Origin of the sequence: Micromonospora sp. LHW51205, assembly GCF_003315815.1 — a bacterium.
Classification (GTDB): Bacteria; Actinomycetota; Actinomycetes; order Mycobacteriales; family Micromonosporaceae; genus Micromonospora; species Micromonospora chalcea.
This window is the reverse complement of the sequence record NZ_QMEZ01000015.1, coordinates 19,221-37,408: the sequence shown is the minus strand read 5'-3', so window position 1 is coordinate 37,408 and position 18,188 is coordinate 19,221. Positions and strand designations below refer to the sequence as shown.

The window sequence follows — 18,188 nt, the reverse complement described above, 5'->3', positions numbered from 1 at the left end:
AGGTGCGCCGGTCGTCGGCGGTGATGTCGCGCCAGTTGCTGTCGTTGCCGCAGGGCGGGCACCACAGCGTCGAGGTGCCGGTGGTGATGCGGCCGGTGGACCGGCCGATCGAAATGCGTGCCATCAGGGGTGTCTCCTTTCAGGGGGTGGACTGCCGGCGGGGGTGGGTTAGGCGGCGCAGAACAGGGCGGCGATGAACAGGAATCCGTAGTGCCAGGACTGGTCGAGGGCGTACATGCCGCCGCCTCGGGTCAGCCAATGCGGGTCTTTGCCGAGCACCTCGGCCAGGCGGCGCAGCGGGGTGCGCCGGTCGGCGATGTAGTGCGACGCCGCCGACACCGCCAGCCCGATCCCGACGCCCCACAGGTCCAGGCGCAGCCCGGTCGCGAGGACGACGGTGGTGAGGGTGACGGCGGCGGTGAGGGTGTAGGTGGCCACGTGCGCGGCGCAGGCGAGGCGGCCGAGCCAGCCGGGCTCGCTCTTGCAGTCGGCCTGCCACTGGGTCTGCACCCAGTGATCGGCGACCTGATGAGCGACGTAGAGAGCGGCGAACACGGCGGCGAACACGGCAGCACGCGCGCCGGTCGGATCTGCGAACATGAGGGGTATCTCCCGAGGTCGGTAGGTACGGCTGAGGGGTGATGGACCGGCGGCACGGCACGGTTTCCTAGGCCGAGGGGCCGTGCCGCCGGGCGAAGTCAGTCGGTGATGGTGATGCCGTCTGCGCGGCGCTGCCGCTCGTCGGCGGCCCATCCGTGGATCTGGCCCTGTGCCTCGGGCGACAGGTTGCGGAACGCGGCGCGGGAGGCGTCGGTGTTGTGGATCTGCCGTACGGCCCATTCCGCGACGATGTTGGCCAGGTCCTGCTCAGTGGCCTTGCGCTTGCCCATGTCAGTGGCCCTCTCGGACGAGGTGCGCGAGCGCGGCGCCCATGCCGAGCACCGCGACCGGGAGGCAGGACACGAGGGTGGTGATCCACCACGGGGCGGCGGTGACGTCGTAGGCGGTGAGCAGGTGATAGGCCACCTGGCCGAGCGCGCCGACCGCGAGGGACGCCAGCGCCGACCACTTGGCGAACGTGCGCGCCCGGGTCGGCACCCGCCCGGACAGCCACACGTACAGCGCGTACGCGGCGTACGCCTCTACCCCGATCGGCAGGGTGATCGCGGAGTCGATGGTGGCCCACGAACCCGGCTCCACGATCCCGGGCAGCAGGTCCACCTTCCCGAACCCGGTGAGCTTCCCGAGCCCCACCCAGCCGGACCACACGGCCACGAACGCGCCGAGGGCCATCAGCACCACCGGCCACACCACCGGACGGCGGCCCGGCTCGTCGGCGGTGGGCGTGTCCGGGCGACTAACCGGCGTGGCCTCGGCGTCCGGCTCGGCCGTCGTGATCTCCGGGGCGGGCGTCGGGTCCGGCTCGACCGGCGGCGCGGGCTCGGGCACGGCCGGTGCGTCGGCCGGGTCCGTGGCGTCCGGGCTGGTGCTGTCGATCGGCGGCGTCGCGGGCTCGGCCTTGAGCAGGGCCAGGAGTTCACCGGCCTTCGGCGCGCCGATGCGGAACTCCCGCATCAGCCGGTTGCGCGACGGGAACGCCTCACCCTCGGGCAGGTCCAGCGCGCGGGCGGCGGGCAACAGGTCTTCGATGGGCTGCGGGTAGCGGGTGCCGTTGATCGTGGGGGCGGTCATGCTGCGTCCTCCAACGGATAGGCGCACGCGAGGCATTCGCCCAGCGAGCGCGGGATGTAGTAGGGCCGCACCTGGCCGCAAACGCGGCACGTGCGGCGGGCAGTCAGCGCGGCGCGTACCGCCCGGAGCTGCGCGGGGGTGGCGGTGCGCTTCGGGCGGGCCAGGTCGACCCGGTACAGGTAGGCGGCGCGGGTGCCGCCGACGCCGCGCCACAGGATCTGAGCGGCGATCGGCTGACCGGCGGGCCGTAGGCCGGCGGCGGTCAGTTGGCGGCGGGTGGCGTAGCCGGGCGGGGCACCTCGCCACCAGTAGGTGGGGATGCCGTACCGCGCTCCGTCCGGATCGTGGAAGGCGGCGCGGATGCGGGGCATCAGGCCGCGCGGTGCGGGTCGGTGCGGGCGGTCAGGTCGGCGGCGGCGCGGGTGACGCGGGCCTCGGCCCGGCGCAGCCGCCGCCAGTCCAGGACGGTCGGGCCGCCGTGGTCCTCGGCGTAGAGCATCGTGATCTCGGCGTCGAGCACGTCCAGCTCGGCGGCGATCAGCGGCCACTCCGTGTCGATCGCGGCCAGGGCGGCGGCGGTCGGCTCGGTGGACATGAGAGCGAGACGCTTCCTCACGGGAAACCTCCAGTACAGGTCAGTGCCAGCGGGGGATTCCTCGGAACCGGGCCGGTCACGTCACTGAGTACGCGCGCCACCGGCCCGGGCACCGAGGTTTGTGCAGCACGCGATATCCGCTCCGCTCGCCCTGCTCGGCCGGGACCTACCGGCGTCGACCACCACGTGGTTCAAGGCAGGGATGCCGCTCGGCGGCGTCTCGCGTGCTTATTCCTGTCGCTGTGGAGTTCTCAATGAACGGCCTGATCCGGCGTCTCATGGGCGTGCGGCAACGGTGTGCCGTCGTTCCCCGAGCCATCCGGCCGGTACAACGTGGCGTTGTATTCGTGACGCTACAACCCCACGTTGTATTTGTGCAAGCACCTGTACCGCGTAGGCTTGTACTGATGACTGACGCTGACCTGCCCGCCGACTGGTGGACGACGGACCACGTACGCACCTACCTGGCTTCGGTAGGTGCCCCGATCAGTCGCGCAACCTGGGCTTCTTACGTCTCACGCGGGCAAGCTCCCGCGCCTGACCGGATGTTCGGCCGGTCCCCGGCGTGGCAGCCCGAGACCATCCGGAAGTGGCAGGCCGAGAGGCCCCGTAAAGGCACCACCGGTTAGGTCGGATCATCTGGTGCCTCCTGTCCTCGGCTCCCGTCTGTGGCGGCACCTTGCTCGCCTGCCAATGAGACTGCCCGCCGACCAGCGGCCCGGGCAGGTCCTACGCACGGACACGAAGGACACGGCCTATGTCCACTGAGGTCCCTCGGCAGTACAAGCCGAATCTCGTGCTGGTCAACCGCCGCAAGGCCGCCGGTTGGGAGTCGCGCAAGCGCGCCGCGCGAGAGCTGCACCGCGTAGGCCAACAGCGCGGCATCCGCGAGACACCCACGGTCGAGGCCATCGAGAAAGCGATGTACCGCCACGAGACCGGGCGCGTAGCGGTCACCGACCCGATCTACCGACAGCTCTACTGCCTGGCGTACGACGCAAAGCCCCAAGATCTGTTCGGCGAACTGACCAGCGGCGCTGAGGAACGCCCGCACTTCTCGGCGCGATCCCACAAGTTCGTGACGGCGTTTGTTGGCGCTGACGGCGCTGCCCGACTGCGGGAGGCCGCAGGCTGCGCGCCAGCGGTGGGGGAGTGGCACACGTGCTACTCGGCACCCGTCGAGCACCCTGAAGGCGACTGCACCCTGTACGTCTGGCCGTGCGGGTCCGTGGTCTTTCACCTTGTCGAGCCTGTGCAGTTGTCCACGATCGCGGCGTTAGCTGCGTGGCGGGTGGCGTCGTACGGCGACAACATCAATTGGGCTATCGATTACCTCGCGCCGATCGCGCCAGTCGAAGATCAGTCTGCTGTGTATGTTCTTGGTGCTCACTGGGTCGTTGAGCCAGCGTGGCCGGCAGAGTTGCTAGGAACTGCTCTACGCATCATGTCGACGCCAAAGGTATTGCTGCATCGTGATCGCCCTATGGATGACGAACACCTGGCGCACGCCGAACTGATTGAGCAGTCGTTGCTATCCGAGTCGTACGACCACGTAGGCATCGAGTCGTTCGGGTTGCAGGGCATTTCGGTGGGGTACGCCTCATGGTCCGGAGTCGTCTACCACCCCATCTCAGCCGAACGTGCCTTGACGGAGGCTGAGGTGATCTCCTGCGAGTTAGCGATCCAATCCATGTGGGCGTATAGCGACGCGATCGCCCGTCAGGTAGAACAGGGACGAGATCCGCAAGTGCCGTCCGAGTATGGATGGCGGTACCTTCGGGGAGTGCGCTCCCGGCTCACTATTTCCCGACTTCGGGAGCCCGGACAGCATCAGGCCATGCGACGAGCGATTCTGCGGACGTGCGACCTAATGCCAGCCCTAGATCAAGCCATCGAAACCCTCCGTGATACGGATCGAGGTTGAGCCAATGACATCGGGTCGCCCCGTGCTTGTCGTGACCGACATGCAAAACGGCTTCGTGCGAGAGCAATCAGCGCACATCGTTCCCGTCGTTGTCGACCTGGTGCGCCGCTGGCAGGCTGCCGGCGGCGACACGCTCTTCACTCGATACCTGAACTATCCAGGCAGTCCTTTCGAGCGCTTCTTTGGTTGGCGGCGGCTCCAGTCTTCCCCTGACATCGATTTCGTGCCAGAGCTGCGCCCGCACATAGATAAGGGCGTAACGCTTGACAAGAGGATTTACAGCCCGTTTACCACGGATGGTGTAGCGCTTTTTAAGCAGCGCAGATGGGAAGAGTTTCACTTTTGCGGCATCGCAACCGAAAGCTGCGTCTTGAAAGGTGCTGTCGATGCATTCGAACGCGACTTCACGCCGTGGCTGATCGCGGATGCTTCGGCGAGCCATGCTGGCACTGAGGCGCACGAGGCGGGCCTACTGGTCGCGCGACGCTTCATCGGCCCCGGGCAGGTCATCCGAGTGGCCGACTCTCTGAAGAGGCTAGAAGGTATATAGCTTCCTGGTGAGGAGGCTCGCCAGCTTCAGCGGGCTGGAGGCCAGGTGGAACGAATCTAGTAATGTACGGGCGTGGCGATTAGAAGACTCCGGTCCGAGGTTGACAAGAGGCAATTTGGTCACGTGCGACTTTGGCGCGATGATCTCGCGGTGCTGGTCACTATGGTGAAGGAGGTGTCGGCCGATATAGATATCTGTGTAGATGATTGCATCGTCATCGACCACGTGGATGAGTTGGCGCGGCTCGACACAGAGAAGATTGATCGGTTTCGAGTAAGTTCTGATCGCGTCAGATTGGAGTTCAGTCGCGATAAGGCGTGCCTCCATGTTTACGACCCGGACCTTCACGCGAAAGGCATGGCAACCGAGGTTGAGCGCCTAGTTCGTGCCAGGCGACGTCCTATGCGTCAGCGCATTTGGTTGTTTGTTTGCTCAACATATTCAGCCCTTGTTGTTGCCGGAATCGCATTCGGAATTAGTGCCCCAATTGTGGAAGGAAATGGCATTTGGCGTGTGGCTCTATCCGGGTGGATTGGTGCAATGTTTGCAGCGGTGCCGATTTTGCTAACCTTCTTGGCGCTGTCTATGCTTCCATCAAACTCTGCAATGTTACAGACAAAAACGCGGAAGGAGGCCCCTCCTTGGCTTGCTCGAAATAGAGACGCCTTAGTCACTAATACGATCGTAAGCCTTGTGTTCCTGATTTTAGGAATTGTTATCGGGTACGTCCTGCCGAAATAGCTGCGCTCCGCGTGTGCCAGCAAGCGGGCGTCCATTGAAATCGCGTGCTGGGCCGTCGAAGGGTGCCAGTGCCCGGGGACCAGGTGGGGACCACACGGCATGCACGATGGCGGTCGGCAATGCCGCCAACTACACGGCTTGACTGTCGGGTGCCGTGCGTGACGTGCGGAAACGCTTAGCGAAGCGTCCTGGGGGTCAAGGGGTCGTCGGTTCGAATCCGGCCGTCCCGACTGGTATTCACCAGCGGATATAGAAGATCGTGTGTGATCTTGCGGTAACGCTGGCGGTAACGGAGATCGCTTAACGTGGGCTGCATCCCTCGATCCCGTTACTGCGGAGGTGCAGCCGCATGGCTGTCTACAGCTACCGCCTCGCCAACGGCCAAGCCCGCTGGTTTTTCATCATCGACCTTCCGCCCGACACCAACGGGCGCCGTCGCCAGCACAAGCGGCAGGGGTTCCCCAACCAGGCCGCCGCGTTGAAGGCGGAGGACGAAGCGCGCGCCGCGTACGGCGGAGCGGATCTCGGCGCCGACGGCAGCGTCGCCGCGGAGTTGGAGGGCTGGCTCAACGAGCGCGAGTTGGACGTTCAGGAGACGACGCTCAGCAACTACCGGGACGTCATTCGTTGCTACGTTGTACCGCACATCGGCGGCCGGCAGCTCTATGCACTCGACAAGCGGGTCATCCACGACCTCTACAAGAAGCTGCTGAAGAGTGGCGGCAAGAACGGTGGGCCGCTGTCGCCGACCACCGTCCGCATCGTCCACCGGATCCTGATGAAGGCGTTGGGCGACCTCGGAGTCAACGTCGACGGTGTACGGCAGCCCCGGCAGGCCGAGCGGGAGACGATGGGGCGTAAGGGCGTCTGGACGCCGGCGCAGTCGGCGAAGTTCCTGAAGCACCACGCCGACCACCGGCTGCGTGCCGCTTGGGTGCTAGCGATTGTCGTCGGTGCGAGGCGAGGGGAGTTGGCCGGGCTCAAGTGGCCGCGGGTCGACCTCGACCGGGGTGTCCTGCTGCTGCACTGGCAACGCACCACGACCAGCAACGGGGTGGTGGAGAAGGCGCCCAAGGGCAAGAGCAAGCGGGCGGTAGCGCTCGGACCGGCCCTGGTAGCGGAGCTGCTCGCCCACCAGACGCGCCAGGCGGTGGAGAAGGCCGACGCCGGCGTCCTCTACCACGACGGCGGTTACCTGTTCTGCCGAGAGGACGGGGAGCCGTACTACCCGAAGTACTTCACCGACCAGTGGGCGAAGGCGTGCGTTGACGCCGGCGTTCCCGTGATCGCCTTGCACGATGCGCGGCACACCTCCGCTACCACCGGTGCTGACGCTGGCGTTCCCGAGCACGTGATGCAGCGGCGGCTCGGTCACGCCGACAGTCGGACCACGCGGGAGGTCTACACCCACGTGTTGCCGGAGAGCGAGCGTCGGGCAGCGGAGCTGATGGAGGCGGTGCTCGGAGACGCTGCGACCTGGTCACCTGCGGCGTGAACTCGATTGGTAACGCCACCCGTGCTGATGGTTCTCACATTCGGCAACGCAGCAGGTAAGCGGCTGCCTGCACCGTGGGGGTGACGCCGGTACCGGCGTACTCACGATTGCGGGGAGGGGCGCGGACGATGTCAACCACCACGACGGGTGAGCGCAAAGCTGGCCAGGTATGGACGATTGAAGCGGTGCGTGAGCTCGGGCTCACGACTGATGTGGAGACCGCCGCAGCGATCCTCGGCGTCGGGCGTACGAAGGCCTACGCCCTCGCCCGAACCGGCGAGTTCCCGGTGCGTCTCCTACGCGTCGGCCGGCGGTACGTGGTCCCCGTACAGGCGATCCTCAATCTCCTTGCCGTCGAATAGTCGCTCTGCCCGAGGAGACCGGGTCGCTACCTTCAATCGAACCGACCTGGTTCGGCGGCAGTCAGTCTCTGTTGTCCAGCTGAAGACGCCGTAAATATCGGAGATGGCACCCGGCATGTAGCTGGCTACCTCTTGCCGTGCCTTACGGCAGCGGCCTTCTTGCGCCATGCGGGGGAACGGAGGACGAGGGCAGCCGCCTTGATCCTGTGGCGCTCCGCCTCACACGAGTCTCGTGGGAGTCTGGCAACCAGAGCGCAGGCCTCGCGCAACAACTCGCATGCCGTTGACTCTCTACCGGCGCCCATCGCTGCTATAAGGCTCGTCAGGTCTGCGTGCAGTCGGTCATCCCGGCCCAGCCCGGCCCGCTTATTCCAGCAGCTCAGGTGAATCCGTACCGCGTTCCATGAACGCGACGTCGAGACCGAGCGCCGCGCACGCCGTCCTGACCGGCTCGAGAACGTCCAGGATCTGGTCGCGGACCGCCGGAGTTATCTCGAAGTCCTCGTTCAGCTGCACGTCGACGGCGAGGTCACCGCTGGGTGCCAGCCAGTCGGAGATGAACCCGGCCGTCGGGAGCCACATGCCGAACACCGGCCGGAGCGAGCGCAGTATGGCCCGGGCGTTCGCCGTCCGGCCACGGCCGATGTCGAGTCGCAGCGCGAGATGGATCCCGGCTATCGCCAGCCAGCGCACACGCAGCTCGTTGCCGCCAACCAGGATCGGCTGACCATTTCGCCCGGTCTCCACGCGAGCCTCACCCGTGCGGCGGCCGAAGCTCCACGAGCCGTTCAATCGGCTGAGGTACACGTAGTCGCCGCTGGGCCGGACCTGCCCGCCGTTGACGAGCGCCGACCTTACGGCCTGCGGAGTGCCCCCGTCGACCAGCATCGCCACCAGCTTCTGGAATGCCTCCTCGACCCTTCGCGGGGTGCCGCCCAGCCGCAGGACGCAGAAGAGCGCAGTGAGCGTGAAGTCTTCGGCCTGGGCCAGCTTGAGGACCTCCTGGATGGTGACGCCGGCGTCGCTCTGCGGATGCTTCCTCGTCCAGGTGGAAAGCAAGAGCAGCTCCCACGAGGTGATCTTTCCCTGGTTGCGGCGACTGGCCCGGCGGGTACGGACGGAGAGGTGTGCGTCTAATCGCTCCCGGATCGTGAGCATGACCTCCTCGGCCATGAACACTGCGGTTACCAGGCGCCAGCAGAGCGTCGTGCCCGGCTTCAGCGCCTTCACCAGACGGGCGGCCGCCGCCGTTTCCTGCCGCCCGCGCTGCAAGCTCATGAAGGACGAAACCTCCTGGCTGACCAGCGGGTCGGCCTCGGCCAGGGTCAGGGTGCCGCTACGCAGCCGGTTCCAGATCGTCTCAGCCACCAGGAACTCCTGGAACGACCGGTGCGGGAACCCGAATCGCTCGCCAAGGCGGCGGTCGAGCGGTGACCCAGCGAACAGGTCTCGGCGGACTGCGAGTAGATCACGACCCTTCGCGTACGGCTCGACCAGTTCCAGCGGGACGGTCTCGCTCGCGACGAAGGTTGCCTTCTGCTCCTTCCACAGCCAGAACGCAAGCGAAGTGAGGAAGGCGCGCCGTTCGATCGAGTCGAATGCGGCTCGGCTGTTCTTGTCATCCTCTCGCTGGATTATGGTGTCGATGAGGTGCCCGATGAAGATGTCGTAGATGCGGGCTAGGTCGAGCTCGCTGATCTCGCCGGCGTACTCGGGGAGGATCTCGGCCAGCATCCGCAGCTGGACCGGGCGCCGGGCCACGTCCCGCAGGTGCCGCGAGCCGACCTTGTCCCACAGGGCCGCCACCTCGGCATCCGGGTCGGTCAAGTCCGGGCGGCGGTACCGGACATAGCGGCCGAGGAACAACCGGATCTCGTCGTTGTTGAACGGCGAGAGCTCGACCTCGAAGCAGTTGGGCCAGCCCGCGTCGGCGCGCCCGCCGCCGGCATGCAACGCCATCTCCTGTTCCTCGTCGGTCTCGAACGCCGTGGGCCGGCCGAGCACGATCAGCCGCGAGTCCCCGTCGTGCAGCCGGTAGAGCTGGCCCAGGTTGTACTCGAAGTCGTTCCAGGACAGCAGCTGCTTCATCTCGTCGAAGCCGTCGAGGATGACGACGAAGCGCCCAGCCTGGTTGAGCCTCTGAAAGGCCGCGAACGAGTAGCCCGGCACCTGGTAGGTGGCGGTGAATTGCTTGCCCAGCAGGCCTTCGAGAGTCTGCTCTCCGGCCAGATCGCCGAGGCGGATCAGGATGGGGATGCGGGCGTGCGGATCGTCCTTGGCGGCCTGTGCGAGAACGGCGGCGAGGTGGCTAGAGAAGGAGCTCTTGCCCATTCCGTACGCGCCGAGCACCGCGATGGGCTGATCCGGTTCCGGGCCGTCCGGCTCCCGTGTTCCGCGGATCCACCGCCGCACCACCGTCTCGAGATCCTCATCGACGCGGGTGCGCGGCGGGATGTAGTAGTCCGGCAGGCCGTCCGGCGAGGTGGCGAACGTGTCGAGCAGGTCCTGGAGGTATTCGCCGAAGTCGAGGGCCGCGGCGAGCAGCTCATCGAGCCGAAGCACCTTGAGGTGACGGATGCCAGCCGCATACTCCTTGAGGTCGTCGGCAGCGTCTACAGCCGTGATCACGTACACCGAGTCGATCTCGCGGCGTTCAAGCAGGTCGAGCGGGGTCGCCAGGGTCGACCAGAGGCCGGCCGCCGTCACCGGCTCGGGGCCGTCACGGCAGATGACCGCCATCCGCCGGTCGTCGTCGAGCCGGCGTTCGGTGGCCAGCAGCTCGCCGTCGGTCCCGGTGTGCTCAACCGTCCAGCCGCTCGCCCGCAACGCCTGGCCCACCTGCTTGTCGAAGTCGGTCACCGCTCTTCCTCCCTGGCCTCGGCGAGCGCGCCGAGCGCCTCGATCCGGGAGACGAGGCGCTCGGCGCCTTCCGGAGTGAGGCCGGCGGCCAGCGTCGCGGGGCAGTGGACGAGCATCTCGGTCACCTCGGCCAGACCGGCGCCGGTGACCGAGCGGATTAGTTCGACCAGCGGGATCCTCCGGCTGCCGGCGTCGGTGAGCACTACCGACCAAGCTCGCGTGCGGGAGTCCTCGGCCTGCGCGGCGGTGTCCCAAAGCCGATGGAAGCGATCGACCTGCTCGTCGGCGTCCATCCGGGGCACCCGGCTGGCGAGTTCCGGCACCAGGACGCTGAGCACGCCCCACGCCGGGAGCCGTGGCGAGGTGAAGGCGTCGTAGATGCGAGTGCGCCGGACGAGGTCGACGTTGATGGCTCGCTCGAGATCGCGTACGGACGGCCAGCCGGCCTTGCGATGCAACTCGTGGAGGGCCAGCGAGAGGTCGCGGTGCGCGCCGGCTGGCAGATCTGGCTTCCTCAGCGTCATGACCGCAGCCCGCCCGTCCGTATCTGTCCGTCCATGACCGGACCTCATCGAATCATATCTCTTTCCGGTTTCGATAGTCCCCGATCGACGGAGGATGTCCCCGGCGCGGAAACAGGCCGGACGGTGGACTCCGGGCGGCAGAGAGCCGTCATCCAGATTCAGGAGGAGCCATGCGGCGCAGACCCGTCACCACCCGCCTCGCGTTCATCACCACCGCTTCGCTCTCGGTCGCCTCGGCAATGGGCAGCGTCGCGGAGGCTGTTGCCACACAGTTCCACCACGAGGCTGGCGCGGCCGGTCACGCGGCGTCCGCCGTGATCGCGATCTGGGTCTTCGACAAGCTCAACAATCTCATCGACGACAAGGAGTAGGCGAAACATCAGCGCGAGCGGGGGTTCGTGCGTCGGGTGGCTCGGCCGTCGTCGGGTTCTCCGGCCATTGGCGGCAGGGGTGACAACCCGCGCAGCTCCGCTCGGACCTGTGGGTAATCCTGTTGCCAGAAGGAGTCCAGGTCGCGGGTGACCGCGACCTGTCACTCTTGCAGGGATGGAGCGGGCTGCTCTTTTGAGCACCGTCACCGCCCAGGCCGCGGTCCTGGCCTGAACCTCGGCCCGCCGCCGGGCCCAAGAAAGTTGGCAGCCTCGCGTACTGAAGTGGTGCGAGTCCAGGTACTCCTGGGCGTCGGGGTCGCCGAGGCGGACGGCGCATCGCCACCAGCCGGCGGCTTGGTCGTCGAGTCCGTCGCGTTCGAGGATCCCCGCCATTCAGCGGACGGCACATGTTCGGTGGCGGTGCTGCTGGACTGGCAGGGTTGCGTATTCGTGCGGTGCGAGTTCTCGTCTGTCCGGCCGGACTACTTACTCTCCGTTGTGCTTCTGATGATGTCGCATCAGACCGGTGCTCACTTCTTGGCGAAGTAAACGCCGATCGCGGCGACCGCGCCGCTGCCGATTGCGCCGACAGCGCCGAACGCCGTAGCAGGGGCGTGCAGCGCCGCCAAGCCGAGCAGGGCGAGGATGCTGCCGCCGCCGGTGCTCGCGGTGACGGCGCAGATCCGGTCGCGCACCGTCCACCGCGGGCGGGCCGGTCGCCGGACGGCGGCACGGGGTGCCGGGCGGCGGCCGACGACGCCGGCGGAGCGGGTCACTGCGTCCCGTCGCCGAGTCGGCGCCGCTTTGGCCGCCTTCACGGGCACGGCAGGACGGAACCGACCTGGGCCGGCGCCGACCGTACGCCGCCCGCCCGGAGAGTTCGTGGTGGACATCGGGATCCCTTCCCGCCGGACCCGCCCCTGCTAGGCGGGTGTTCCCGGTCAGGACATCACCCAGATTGAGGGCCGTCTTCCGATCACGCACAGGCCCGGTGCACCTCGACATCGATCACCCGAACGTGGGAGATCATGGGAATTCGTTGGATGGCATCGGTCATCATCGGAAGATGTCGGAGAACGGCAAACCGGGACCCGGTCCGTCCGCCCAGCGCCCGGACCCAACGTCAGTGGAGACTGTGGCGCAGCTGGGCTATCAACTCACTTTACTGCGCCGCAGCACCCCTCGCGCAAGCAACGAACCGGGCAGCGCCCTGACGCTGGCCGAGCTGGCACGACGTATGGATGACAAAGTACCGATCAGCACGTTGGGCAACGCCGAGTCCGGCAAGATCCTGCCCAGTGGCGAGAACGTCTATCTGATCGCCCTAGCGTGCGGTCTGTCCCAGCAGGAGGCAGGCGAGTGGGCGCGGGCCCGGGAGCGGGCCTGGCAGCATCGACACCGGAGTCCGCACCGAGCGGCGGCCGCAGCTACCGAGCCGGCGAGCCAGCTGGCGGTCGATCCGCCCTCCGGCCAGATCACCGAAGCCGAAGCCGAGTACCACTTGCTGGCCACGATGCATCCCCGCCGCGCTACCGCGCGGCTGAACGAGATGGGCGTGGAACGAACAATTCAGCTGCTCGCCCGGCTAAGCCCCGACGATGCCCACATGATCGCCGTGTTCACCGCGATGGACCCAACGCGGCTCGCGGCGGCGCTGACCGATCTCCGCCCGGACCTGGCGCGGCCTTTGCTCGATGGAATTGGCCCCCAGAAGGTCATGTCGCTGTTCAACCGAATGCCTGTTGAGACGATCGGCGAACTGGCCGCCGCGATGGATCCGCCCCGGGCGGCTGGGATGTTGGCCGCGATAGACCCGGACCAGGCCACCAGGGTGCTGGGTGCGATGGAGTGGATCCCGGCGGCCGCAGTGCTCAACGAGATGACTCCTGACGGGGCCGTAGTGCTGAACGGACTGGAGCCCTTCGAGGCGGCCGCAGCGCTGAACGAGGTGAACCTGCAGCAAGCGGCCAGGCTCCTGACCATGATGGAGAAGGACCGGGCGGCCAGTTCGCTGGCCCATATGAGACCGGACCGGGTGGCCATGGTGCTGCCCCTGATGGAACCGGACACGGTGGCCGGGCTGCTCACCATTGCGGGACCGGATGAGGCAGCCGCGCTGCTGGCCATGATGGAACAGGACTTGGCGGCCGGGCTGCTGGACCGGGCGGCCCAGCTCCTGCGCGCGATGAGGCGGCAACACGCGGCCCCGATACCGACGGCGACAGCCTGGAAACAGCGTGTAGAGGCACTGGCGGTCGAACGCCGCCAAGCAATATCTAGGACACTCTAGTCGCCAGTCACCATAGCCCCCCGACCACGGCCACGCACATCATCGATGCCTTGAGGCCGTCACCCATCGCGGCCCGCAACCGTGACCCCCGCAGCAGACCACCGATCATCGCGTGCGGCAACCAGCGCGTAATCGCATCTGACTGGCAGGAGCGCGTATTCGTTCGACGCGAGTTCCCCCGGCGGGCCAGCCGCAGTCGGGGCGCGTCACGCACCGTAGCCGCAGTGGGCTTCTGCCGGCATCCGGATCTGGATCCGAGGAGCGGATGTCCGATTTTGCAGCCTCCTGTTGACCTCAACCAGAGTTCAGGTGCTTCACTGTCGGCCATGGATCTTGATGGTTTGCGCGTCGCCATCACCGGCGCGGCACGTGGCACGGGTCGACTCCTGGCAGAGGCGTTCGCCGAACGCGGCGCACAGATCTTCCTCTCGGCCCGCGACGTGGTAGCGGCCCGGCGGGTTGCGGATGCGATCAACCAGCAGGGGGCAGGTCGGGCTGATGTGTTTCACTGCGACCTCGCCGTACCGGATTCGGTGCGGGGGTTCGCTGCGGCCGTGGCCGACCGGACGAGCTACCTCGATGTGTTGATCAACAATGGTGCCTCATACATCGAAGGTGACGATCTGGCAGACGTCTCGGACGACACGATCGAAAGCGTGATGGCTGCGGGCGGGACCGGCACTGTGCTGCTGACCAAGCATCTGTTGCCGCTGCTGCGTGCATCGTCGCGGCCCGACGTTGTCAACATGATCTCGGCATGCGGCGAGGTGGGGCACCGCCGTTCGGGCGCGCATCCCGCGTTCTACGCGGCCAAGCATGCCCACGCCGGGCTCGCTGAGATCCTGTCGCACCGGCTGCGGCCAGAAGGAATCCGGGTGATTTCCCTTTTTCCACCGGACTTCGTTCAGACCGGGCCGCGGCAGGCGGATAGCGACCTCACTGCGCAGTCGGTCATCGACTGCGTGGTCTTCGCGGTTGGTCAACCACGAGATTGCTTCATCCGCGAGTTCCACTTCGAGCAAGTACGGGCTCCACACTCCTGAGCGCCCGCCGCGCCAAGCAGCCTGAGGATCCTCGGCGCAGGTCCCAGCCGCTGAGACCGACGGCGTCGGAACGAAGAGCAGGTGCGCGAATCTGCCGCCGACGGTGCGTCACATTGAGTGATGGGCCGGGCGGCCCGCGACGCGAGGTCCTGGCGAGAATCGGGCACCGGACAAGTGGGAATGGCGTGCCGCGTAGGCCCTTTGAAATCTCGCGCGTAGGTATCGGACCGAGCCAGAACGACGAAGGTGTGAGCAGGCGTGTGCCCGGTCGGCGACCACGATCACCGATGCTTCTCCGCCCACCTCATCGATGGGCGAAGACGAAGGCACCTTCGACGTTCGGGGCAGGGCGATGCACCATCTCCGCCTCGACGGTGAAGCCGGCAGCGTCCAGCCAGGTCGCGACCCGGGCAGGTGATCGACGGTGCACGTAGACATTCATTGGGTGACCGCCGTAGCCCTCCGTCTTGAGCTTGCTGCCGTCGCCGGCGTGGAAGCCCAGTAGCAGGGTTCCGCCAGGCCGCAGCACCCGAAGGAACTCGGCGAGGACCGTGGGGACCTCGTCGTCGGGGACGTGGATCAGGGAGAACCACGCGAGCAGGCCGGTCAGCGAGCCATCGGCCAGGTCGAGACCCGTCATGGAGCCGACCTCGAACCGTAGGCCGGGATGATCTCGTCGGGCCACGTCGATCATCGCGGGCGACAGGTCGACGCCGAACGCGTCCAGGCCCATGCCGTGCAAGTAGGCGGTGATCCGGCCCGGACCGCAGCCGACATCGGCGACCGGCCCGTTCTCCTGAGCGCGCACCAGCTCGGCGAAGAGTGCCAGGAGGCCCCGCTGAAACGGCTCGCCAGCGAGGGCGTCCCGCAGCAAGTCGGCGTAGCTGACCGCCACGGTGTCGTAGGAAGTCCGGGTGTCATCGAGCCAACCGGGAACGCGCATGCGGAGCACGATAGCCCCGACTCACACGCTGGCGTCGCCCTGGGCAATGCCACCATCGATCGGCGCAAGTGAGGTGGCCAGGGTCATGGCCGTCATGCATGTGCAGACCAGCGGGAGGTGTCAGGGTGATGGGGCGTGGTCGCCGGCGGCGTACCGACTCCAGGTGCCGCCGGCGTTGGTGACCTGCCGGGTGGCGGTGGTGGGGTGAAAGCCGAGAGCGTCGGCGACGACCGGGGCGGGCGCTTGCAGGACGAGTTGGCGTAGTGCTGCGATGCGGGCTTCCATGATGGGGAAGCCGAGCCTTCGGAGCCGTTTGTGCAACGTCTGGTAGGCGACGGGCTGTCCGGCGAGCCGGCCGGGGAACAGCAGCGCCGGTGGTTGTCCCGCGTTAGTGATGAGCTGGCGCAAGAGCGCGGCGAAGGGCTCGGGTACTGGTGCCGGTGGGTCGCCGAGGTGGATCTGCAGGTCGTCGTCGTGCTCGGTGATGTCGGCGGTGGTGAGGTGTTGGATGCGGCTGAGCGGTTGGGCGTAGAGCAGAAGTAGGCAGGCGGCGGTGCGGGTACCGATGTCGGCGTGTTCGTCGGCGACGAAGCGGCGTAGCAGGGCCAGGCGGCGTTGTTGGGTGATGACGGTGCCGGGCTTGAACGTCAGCCTGGTGGCTATCAGGTGCCGGGGGATGTGGCCGTTGGTGATGGCCCAGGTGAGGAAGCCGTGGACGCCGTGCCGTTGGTGGACGCGGGCGCCGGCGTACCAGGTGTCGAGGCCGGCTTGCGTGAGCGCGGCCGGGGCGATGCCGCGCTCGTGAAGCCAGGTCAGGAACGCCTGCGCTTGGGTGAACTGCTGGGTGGCGCAGGGCTTAGCGTTGGCACGCAGCGGGCGGGCTGCAGCGGTGGTGCGGAGCCGGGGCAGTTGGTGCCAAAGCGCGAAACGACGTAACAGCGGCTCGTGAGGATGGTCGACCAGCTCGGCGAGCCGACAGCGCAGCCACTGCTCGGTATCGAGCAAGTGTTTGTCGACGGTCGGAAGGATGCCGCAGGCCATGAGCTCGTGGCGTAGGTAGCGGGCGGCGATCGGGCGGTCATGCTCGGCGAGCCCGGCGTGGGTCAGGGGCAGCCGGCCGGTGGCCAGCGCGGTGAGCAGCTCGCGAACGTACCGTATGGACAGCCAGAGCAGCACCGTTTCGGGCTGCTTGGCAGCCAGCGCGGTGGCCAGCGGCGTGAAGGCGAGGTTCATCGTGCCGGTGCCGTCGTCGAGGACCTGCTCCACCCCCAGCGCGGCCCGGCAGGGCGGGCAGGTGGGCCGCCGGCCGGGCCGCTTCGGCATGGTCGTGCCGCAGCGTCGGCACGACCACTCAGTGGTCGGCTGCGTCACGGCTCGGGTCGCAGCTGCGCCCGCTTGGGCCGAACCGCGGCCAGGTCGACCACTCCGTCGGCGCCGGCTGCCTTGCGGACCGGGACGATGTCCTCGGCGCGGGTGGCGATCAGTTGAGCGGGGTTGACGTCGAAGATGTCGCACAGCGCGGCCAGCACGGGCAGAGACAACCGCTCCGGGGTTTGGGTGACCAGCCTCCACACCTGTACCGAGGACAGCCGGATGCCGCGCTGATCGAGCAGCGGCTCCAGGTCCGAGGCATTGAACAACCCGTGTGCGGCCATCACCTCGCGCAGTCGCCACTGGTAGGACACCTGCCGCTTGCCCGTCATCGCTTCGTCCTCTCCGCCCGCGCCACGGCCGCCATCGTCGCATCGAGGGCCCGACGCAGGGTGCGGGTGCGGAAGTCCGAGGACACGCAGGTGTAGATCGAGGTGGTGGAGGCGTGTTCGTGACCGACTTGCTGCTGCACGAACAGCGGGTCCCAGCCGGCCTCAATCAGGTGGGTGACGTAGGAGCGGCGCAGCGAGTGGAAGTCCAGCCCGGGGCCGAAGCCCAAGGCCCGCCTATAGTCGGCCAGCCGCCGGTTGATCCCGTCGACAGTGATCCGCGGTCCACGCTCAGAGGGCCACATCGCCGGCGAGGCGGCCTGCGGCATCAGCGGCCGCACCTCGGTGGTCCACTGCTGCAGGATCTCCACCGTCCACGGCCACACCGTCAACACGCTGCGCGGCTTCGGTGGCGAGCCCTTGCGCGCCTTGCCGAAGCGGATTCGGCACACCCCGACGTCACCGAACTCCGTCGCGTGAGGGTTGGGACCGAAGTCAACCAGGTCGAGCATCGTCACCTCCCGGCGGCGTAGCCCGTAGCCGTAGGCGACCTTGAGCAGGGTGGCGTCACGGAACAGGGCCAGCCAGCCCTTACGCCCCGCCGCCCTGGAACGCACCACCTGCTCGTCGGCGTAGTCGAACAACGCCTGCAGCTCATCCACCGTGAAGGCCCGCCGCGACGGGTCGCCCTCAGCATCCTGCACATGCACCGCGGTGTTCCACTCGTGCACGACCTGCACCGGGTGCGTTCCGAACCTGCGCTCACACTCGCTCGCCCACTCGTAGGCTGGGTCAGTCAGGTAGTCGCAGAACGCGGCGACGGTCGCCGAGTAGTTCCGGATCGTCGAGCGCCGCCGGCCGCGCACCGCCCGCAGGTCCGCCAACCAGTCGTCGAGCAGCTGCGGCCGCCACTGCCACGGGTACGCATCAGCGTGCGCCGCGAACGCCCGCACCACCTGCAGACGCATGTCGATCGTGGAGAACGCCAGGTTCCGCGCGAGCTGCTGCGCCCGCCACCCGTCGCACATCGCCACGAACACCTGCTCCTCCGGCCGCAGCAGCGCCACACCATCGGCGAGAACCAGCCCCGCCCGCAAGT

The 18,188-nt window shown here is 67.4% G+C and carries 20 protein-coding genes; 7 read left to right on the top strand and 13 right to left on the bottom strand.

Going from position 1 to position 18,188, the window contains the following annotated elements; all coding sequences use genetic code 11:
* Window positions 1-168: 168 nt before the first annotated feature.
* From DQE82_RS30190 to DQE82_RS30170, 5 genes are all read right to left on the bottom strand, one after another.
* Window positions 169-600 carry a helix-turn-helix transcriptional regulator gene (locus DQE82_RS30190; protein WP_113974864.1) on the bottom strand — a complete coding sequence of 144 codons (432 nt, stop codon included), beginning with the start codon at window positions 598-600 and terminating at the stop codon, window positions 169-171.
* 98 nt (window positions 601-698) lie between these two features.
* The gene (locus DQE82_RS30185; RefSeq protein WP_113974863.1) at window positions 699-890 is read right to left on the bottom strand and encodes a hypothetical protein; all 192 of its coding nucleotides are present in this window, start codon (window positions 888-890) and stop codon (window positions 699-701) included.
* 1 nt (window position 891) lies between these two features.
* Window positions 892-1,692: an ABC transporter permease gene (locus DQE82_RS30180; RefSeq protein ID WP_113974862.1), complete on the bottom strand. Its 801-nt coding sequence runs from the start codon at window positions 1,690-1,692 to the stop codon at window positions 892-894.
* On the bottom strand, window positions 1,689-2,063 hold the full coding sequence (locus DQE82_RS30175) for an RRQRL motif-containing zinc-binding protein (protein ID WP_113974861.1): 375 nt from the start codon (window positions 2,061-2,063) through the stop codon (window positions 1,689-1,691). Before DQE82_RS30175 ends, DQE82_RS30180 begins: the two co-directional genes overlap by 4 nt.
* A complete protein-coding gene (locus tag DQE82_RS30170) occupies window positions 2,063-2,287 on the bottom strand; it encodes a DUF6284 family protein (protein ID WP_113974860.1) in 225 nt (74 codons plus the stop codon). Before DQE82_RS30170 ends, DQE82_RS30175 begins: the two co-directional genes overlap by 1 nt.
* A 757-nt stretch (window positions 2,288-3,044) precedes the next feature.
* Between DQE82_RS30170 and DQE82_RS30165 the strand changes: the two genes are divergently transcribed.
* The 4 genes from DQE82_RS30165 to DQE82_RS30150 all read left to right on the top strand — a co-directional run bounded on the left by DQE82_RS30165 (window position 3,045) and on the right by DQE82_RS30150 (window position 7,359).
* A complete protein-coding gene (locus DQE82_RS30165; protein ID WP_113974859.1) occupies window positions 3,045-4,211 on the top strand; it encodes a hypothetical protein in 1,167 nt (388 codons plus the stop codon).
* Window positions 4,212-4,215: 4 nt separating this feature from the next.
* Window positions 4,216-4,761, top strand: a complete 546-nt coding sequence (locus DQE82_RS30160) for a cysteine hydrolase (RefSeq protein ID WP_113974858.1) — start codon at window positions 4,216-4,218, stop codon at window positions 4,759-4,761.
* 1,090 nt (window positions 4,762-5,851) lie between these two features.
* A complete protein-coding gene (locus DQE82_RS30155) occupies window positions 5,852-6,997 on the top strand; it encodes a site-specific integrase (RefSeq protein WP_113974857.1) in 1,146 nt (381 codons plus the stop codon).
* 128 nt (window positions 6,998-7,125) lie between these two features.
* Window positions 7,126-7,359: a helix-turn-helix domain-containing protein gene (locus DQE82_RS30150; RefSeq protein ID WP_113974856.1), complete on the top strand. Its 234-nt coding sequence runs from the start codon at window positions 7,126-7,128 to the stop codon at window positions 7,357-7,359.
* Between the two features lie 366 nt (window positions 7,360-7,725).
* Here DQE82_RS30150 and DQE82_RS30145 read toward each other — a convergent pair whose 3' ends face one another.
* Window positions 7,726-10,218, bottom strand: a complete 2,493-nt coding sequence (locus DQE82_RS30145; RefSeq protein ID WP_113974855.1) for an NACHT domain-containing NTPase — start codon at window positions 10,216-10,218, stop codon at window positions 7,726-7,728.
* Complete coding sequence (locus tag DQE82_RS30140) at window positions 10,215-10,742, bottom strand: ribosomal protein L7/L12 (protein ID WP_158560022.1); 528 nt, start codon at window positions 10,740-10,742, stop codon at window positions 10,215-10,217. Before DQE82_RS30140 ends, DQE82_RS30145 begins: the two co-directional genes overlap by 4 nt.
* A gap of 170 nt (window positions 10,743-10,912) precedes the next feature.
* Here DQE82_RS30140 and DQE82_RS30135 point away from each other — a divergent pair, with 170 nt between their 5' ends.
* Complete coding sequence (locus DQE82_RS30135) at window positions 10,913-11,113, top strand: hypothetical protein (protein ID WP_113974853.1); 201 nt, start codon at window positions 10,913-10,915, stop codon at window positions 11,111-11,113.
* An 8-nt stretch (window positions 11,114-11,121) separates the two neighbouring features.
* Here the strand turns inward: DQE82_RS30135 and DQE82_RS30130 are convergent, their stop codons facing one another.
* Window positions 11,122-11,253 (bottom strand): hypothetical protein, encoded by a 132-nt coding sequence (locus tag DQE82_RS30130; RefSeq protein WP_233514827.1) that lies wholly within the window; start codon window positions 11,251-11,253, stop codon window positions 11,122-11,124.
* A 390-nt stretch (window positions 11,254-11,643) separates the two neighbouring features.
* The gene (locus DQE82_RS30120; protein ID WP_113974851.1) at window positions 11,644-11,889 is read right to left on the bottom strand and encodes a hypothetical protein; all 246 of its coding nucleotides are present in this window, start codon (window positions 11,887-11,889) and stop codon (window positions 11,644-11,646) included.
* A gap of 290 nt (window positions 11,890-12,179) precedes the next feature.
* Here DQE82_RS30120 and DQE82_RS30115 point away from each other — a divergent pair, with 290 nt between their 5' ends.
* Window positions 12,180-13,403 carry a magnesium transporter MgtE N-terminal domain-containing protein gene (locus DQE82_RS30115; RefSeq protein ID WP_116962597.1) on the top strand — a complete coding sequence of 408 codons (1,224 nt, stop codon included), beginning with the start codon at window positions 12,180-12,182 and terminating at the stop codon, window positions 13,401-13,403.
* 326 nt (window positions 13,404-13,729) lie between these two features.
* On the top strand, window positions 13,730-14,446 hold the full coding sequence (locus DQE82_RS30110; protein ID WP_113974849.1) for an SDR family oxidoreductase: 717 nt from the start codon (window positions 13,730-13,732) through the stop codon (window positions 14,444-14,446).
* A gap of 304 nt (window positions 14,447-14,750) precedes the next feature.
* Here the strand turns inward: DQE82_RS30110 and DQE82_RS30105 are convergent, their stop codons facing one another.
* The 4 genes from DQE82_RS30105 to DQE82_RS30090 form a co-directional block, all read right to left on the bottom strand.
* Entirely contained in the window at window positions 14,751-15,389 is a 639-nt protein-coding gene (locus DQE82_RS30105) for a class I SAM-dependent methyltransferase (RefSeq protein ID WP_113974848.1), read from the bottom strand.
* A gap of 120 nt (window positions 15,390-15,509) precedes the next feature.
* Window positions 15,510-16,655, bottom strand: a complete 1,146-nt coding sequence (locus tag DQE82_RS31290) for a hypothetical protein (protein ID WP_147265181.1) — start codon at window positions 16,653-16,655, stop codon at window positions 15,510-15,512.
* Window positions 16,656-16,756: 101 nt separating this feature from the next.
* A complete protein-coding gene (locus DQE82_RS30095; protein ID WP_113974846.1) occupies window positions 16,757-17,092 on the bottom strand; it encodes a helix-turn-helix transcriptional regulator in 336 nt (111 codons plus the stop codon).
* Window positions 17,089-18,129, bottom strand: coding sequence for a tyrosine-type recombinase/integrase (locus tag DQE82_RS30090; RefSeq protein ID WP_113974867.1), 1,041 nt, complete (start codon window positions 18,127-18,129; stop codon window positions 17,089-17,091). The genes DQE82_RS30095 and DQE82_RS30090 overlap by 4 nt, the downstream gene beginning before the upstream one ends.
* Between the last annotated feature and the right edge of the window lie 59 nt (window positions 18,130-18,188).